Here is a 4,891-nt window from a genome sequence, read left to right on the forward strand (position 1 = left end):
CGCTGACCCTGGCGGGGTGCGGTGCCGGCGGCGCGGCGACCGGCAAGCCGGGTGCCGAGGCCTCACGTCACACCTCGGGCCGCAAGGCGGATCCCACCCGCATCCCGGGTGTGGCGGACTCGCTGCACAAGAAGATCCCCCGCGACGCCCGTCAGGTGCTCGCGGTCTACGGCGAGGACGAGGACTCGGCCGAGGCGACCGTGCGGCTGTACACCAAGGAGGGCGAGACGGGCGAGGCGTGGTCACGGAAGCGCAGCTGGCCCGCGCACAACGGGAAGAAGGGCTGGACCCCCGCGCACCACGAGGGCGACAAGCGCAGTCCGGTGGGCGTCTTCACCGTCTCCGACGCGGGCGGTGTGCTGCCGGCGCCGGACGCGAAGCTGCCGTACACCAACAGCGATGCCTTCACGCCCCCTTCGCACTGGCCCAAGGCGACCCGGCACGACTTCGACCACGTCATCGCCGTCGACTACAACCGGGTCAGGGGCACCACGCCCCTCGACCCCACCCGCCCCCAAGGGCAGTCCAAGGGCGGCAGCATCTGGCTGCACCTGGACCACGGCAGCGGCACCTCCGGATGCGTGAGCATCCCCAAGTCCGGCATGCGGTATCTGCTGCGCACCCTGGATCCGGACCGGCATCCGGTGGTGGTCATGGGTGACAAGGCGTCCCTGGCCCGCTAGCAAGAAGTTGCAGAAACTCACTGGAAACGCTTGCGGAAAGACTTGACGTGTTCACGCCTTGGCGGGAGGCTCCTTCGCGTAACGCCCCCCACGGCGGCCTGGCGCGTGGCTGCCTTCATCGGCACTCGCAGTGTCCGACGACGAAGGAGCCGCACACGATGAGAAAACGCCTGACCGGCGCGATCCTGGCCGCGCTCGTGGCTGCCGGCGGTCTGCTGGCCCTGACACCCGAGGAATCCCGGGCGACGCCTCCCGGGGACAAGAGCGTCACCGCTACCCTCTTCGAGAGGCCCTTCGCGGACGTGAGCAAGGCGTGCACGGACACGCTCGGCCCGGCCGGGTACGGCTACGTCGAGGTCTCACCGGCCACCGAGCACATCAAGGGCGACCAGTGGTGGACGTCGTACCAGCCGGTCAGTTACAAGATCGCCGGACGGCTGGGCGACGCCGACGCGTTCAAGAGCATGGTGAACGCCTGCCACGCGGCGGGCGTCAAGGTGATCGCGGACGCGGTCATCAACCACATGTCCTCCGCCTCCGGAACGGGCACCGGCGGCACCCGGTACACCAAGTACGACTACCCGGGCAGCTACGGGGACGCCGACTTCCACGGCTGCCGCAAGGACATCACCGACTACACCAGCCGCGACAACGTGCAGACCTGTGAACTCGTCGGTCTGGCCGACCTCGACACGGGCAGCGACAAGGTGCGCTCCACCATCGCCGCCTACCTCGACAGCCTGCGGCAGATGGGCGTCGACGGCTTCCGCATCGACGCCGCGAAGCACATGGCGGCCGGCGACGTGGAAGCGATCAAGTCCAAGATGGCCGACCCGGGCTACTGGATCTCCGAAGTCATCTACGGCGGCGGTGAGGCGGTTCAGCCCGAGGAGTACACCGGTCTCGGCGACGTCGACGAGTTCCGCTACGGCGGCCATCTCAAGAGTGCCTTCCAGGGGGGTGACCTGGGCGGGCTGCGGAACATCGCCGACGGCAAACTGGCGGGCGGTCAGGCCCGTACGTTCGTCGACAACTGGGACACCGAGCGCAACGGCTCCACGCTGACCTACAAGGACGGCGCTCTCCACAAGCTCGCCAACGCCTTCATGCTGGCGCACCCCTACGGCTCGCCGAACGTCTTCTCCGGCTACGAGTGGTCGGACAAGGACGCCGGTCCGCCCAGCGGCGGTGACGGCTGGACGAACATGCACGCCCAGCCGGAGATCACCGGCATGGTCGGATTCCGCAACGCCGTCGGCGGCGCCGAGGTGACCGGCTGGTGGTCGCAGGGCAGCGCCCTCGCCTTCGGCCGCGGCGACAAGGGCTTCGTCGCCCTCAACGCCGGTGACGGCGAACTGCGCCAGACCTTCACGACGTCGCTGCCCGGCGGCACCTACTGCAACGTCGCCAAGGCCGCGCCGGACGACTGCGAGGGCAACACGGTCACCGTCGGCGACGACGGCAAGGTGGAGACCACGGTCCCCGCGAAGGGCGCGCTGGCGCTGCACACCGGGGCCGCCTCCTGACGGCCTGACGGACTGAGGCCCGCACCACAGGTGCACCACAGCAGCACAGCAGCACCACGGCCCGGGGCCGGCGGAATCCCGCCGGCTCCGGGCTCAGGCGGGCCGGGTCGCCCTTTCCAGCTCCAGCAGCACCGAGTGGTAGCCGCGCCCTCCCGTCGCGTGGTCCATGCCCACCTCGCACATCCGGTTCGCCGACAGGTGCGCGTCGAAGTCCCGCGCCGTCACCTCGGCGGCCGCACGCGCGGTCGCCGATGCCGTCAGCTCCTTGTGCAGCATGCCCCGGTCGCCGGCGAAGCCGCAGCAGCGCGTGTCCACCGGGACCACGACCTCCTCCGCGCACGCCTCCGCCACCTCACGCAACTGCTCCGTGTCGCCCAGATGCCGCATGGAGCAGGTGGGATGGAGCACCGCGGAGCCCACGCGCCGCTCGACGGTCAGCCGTGGGAGCAGCTCCCGTGCCGCCCACACGACCGAGTCGATGACTGTCAGGCGCTCGTGCAGCTTGCGGTTGGCGCGGCTCAGATACGGCACCACCTCGTGGCCGAGGCCCAGCGTGCAGGAGGAGGCGTCCACCACCAGCGGCAGCTCGCCGCCGTCCGTCCATCGCCAGGCCGCCTCGACGATCCGGTTCGCCATCAGCGCGTTACCCGAGTCGTATCCCTTGGAGTGCCAGATGGTGGCGCAGCAGGTGCCCACGACGTCCTCGGGGATCCACACCGGACGCCCGGCCCGGGCCGAGACGATCACCATGGCCTCCGGCAGCGAGGAGCCCTCGCCGCCGTCCGGCCCGCCGAAGATGCGGTTGACGCACGCCGGGTAGTAGACGGCCGCCGCCGTCGAACGGTCCGTGGCGGGAAGCCGCTTGGCCGCCGCTCCCGGAAGCTGCGGCAGCCACTCGGGCACCAGGTCCGGGCTCAAGACCTTGCGTGCCGCGCCGGTCACCGACTCCAGCAGCCGGTCGCCCCGCCGCGGCAGCCACTGGTGCCGCAGCCTGCCGGCCGCCGCCACCGCCAGCCGGGCCGACCTCTCCACCAGCCGGAAGTGCCGGGCCGCGCGCGCGGCCGTACGTTCCTCCCGGGCGGAGTGCCGCCGGTGCCGGAAGTCCTTCATCATGGCGCCGGTGTCGATGCCGACCGGACAGGCCAGCGCACACGTCGAGTCGCCGGCGCAGGTATCGACCGCGTCGTAGCCGTAGGACTCCAGCAGACTGTCGTTGACCGGGGAGTCGGGCGACTGGCGCAGCATCTCCCGCCGCAGCACGATGCGTTGCCGGGGCGTGGTCGTCAGATCGCCGCTGGGGCAGGCGGGTTCGCAGAAGCCGCACTCGATGCACGGGTCGGCCACCGCCTCCACCTTCGGGATCGACTTCAGGCCGCGCAGGTGGGCCCGCGGGTCGCGGTCCAGGATGACGCGCGGTGCCAGCACACCGTCCGGGTCGAGGGTCTGCTTGATCCGCCACATCAGCTCGGTGGCCCGCTCGCCCCACTCCAGTTCCAGGAACGGCGCGATGTTACGGCCGGTGGCGTGCTCCGCCTTCAGCGAGCCGTCGAAACGTTCCACCGTCAGCCGGCAGAACTCCTCCATGAAGCCCGCGTACCGCGCCACGTCCGCCTCCTTGGCGGCGTCGAAAGCCAGCAGGAAATGCAGGTTGCCGTGCGCGGCGTGCCCGGCCACCGCGGCGTCGAAGCCGTGCCGTGACTGCAGCTCCAGCAGTGCCTCGCACGCCTCCGCGAGCCTGGAGGGCGGCACCGCGAAGTCCTCGGTGATCAGCGTCGTGCCCGCCGGGCGCGCACCGCCGACCGCAGAGACGAAGGCCTTGCGCGCCTTCCAGTAGAAGCCGATGGTCTTCGCGTCCCGGGTGAACTCGTTGGTCACCGAGGCGACGGGTGCGACCAGTTCGAGGTCCGCCATCACTTCGGCGGCGGCCTTCTCCCGGGCCAGCTGTGCGGACTCGTCCGGCGACCGGAACTCCACCAGCAGCGCCGCGGTCTCCTTGGGCAGCCCCGCCCAGTCCGCGGGTACGCCCGCCACGCTGACCGAGGCCCGCAGGGTGTTGCCGTCCATCAGTTCCACGGCGAGCGCACCCGCCTCGTTGAACCGCGGCACGGCTGCGGCGGCTGCCGAGAGGGAGGGGAAGAAGAGCAGCCCGGTCGAGGTGCGCCGGTGCAGCGGGAGGGTGCTGAAGACGACCTCGGCGATGAAACCGAGCGTTCCCTCCGAGCCCACCGTCAGCCCGCGCAGGACCGACACGGGTGTGTCCCCGTCGAGGAAGGCGTCCAGCCGGTAGCCGTTGGTGTTCTTCAGCTGGTACTTCGCGCGGATACGGGCGACGAGCTCCGGGTCCGACTCGATCTCCTCCTTCAGCGCCATCAGCCCCGCGCACAGCGCGGGTTCGGCGTGTGCCAGGTCCTCGTCGGCGCGAGGATCACCGGTGTCCACCACAGTGCCGGAGGGCAGCACGAGGGTGAGTGAGTCGACCGTACGGTAGGAGTTACGGGTGGTGCCGGCCGTCATACCGGAGGCGTTGTTGGCGACCACCCCGCCGACCGTGCAGGCGATGGCGCTCGCCGGGTCCGGACCCAGCAGCCGGCCATAGGGTGACAGGGCGGCGTTCGCCCGTACCACTGTCGTGCCGGGCTGGATGCGCGCGCGGGCGCCGTCCTCGCCGAGCACCTCGACCCC

The 4,891-nt window shown here is 70.9% G+C and carries 3 protein-coding genes; 2 read left to right on the top strand and 1 reads right to left on the bottom strand.

The features are described from left to right. Positions 1-2 precede the first annotated feature (2 nt). Together ACRDP3_RS15750 and ACRDP3_RS15755 are read left to right on the top strand one after the other, a co-directional pair. On the top strand, positions 3-683 hold the full coding sequence (locus ACRDP3_RS15750; RefSeq protein WP_431517575.1) for a L,D-transpeptidase family protein: 681 nt from the start codon (positions 3-5) through the stop codon (positions 681-683). A gap of 158 nt (positions 684-841) precedes the next feature. Beyond that, complete coding sequence (locus ACRDP3_RS15755) at positions 842-2,209, top strand: alpha-amylase (RefSeq protein WP_431517576.1); 1,368 nt, start codon at positions 842-844, stop codon at positions 2,207-2,209. 93 nt (positions 2,210-2,302) lie between these two features. Here ACRDP3_RS15755 and ACRDP3_RS15760 read toward each other — a convergent pair. Next, on the bottom strand, positions 2,303-4,891 hold a 2,589-nt coding region (locus ACRDP3_RS15760), incomplete at its 5' end, for an FAD-binding and (Fe-S)-binding domain-containing protein (protein WP_431517577.1).

This window comes from Streptomyces sp. (genome assembly GCF_050698815.1).
Classification (GTDB): domain Bacteria; phylum Actinomycetota; class Actinomycetes; order Streptomycetales; family Streptomycetaceae; genus Streptomyces.

What these genes read in the sequence shown, in the direction of transcription:
- ACRDP3_RS15755 (WP_431517576.1), top strand. Translation starts at nt 842, where the DNA reads ATGAGAAAACGCCTGACCGGCGCGATCCTGGCCGCGCTCGTGGCTGCC.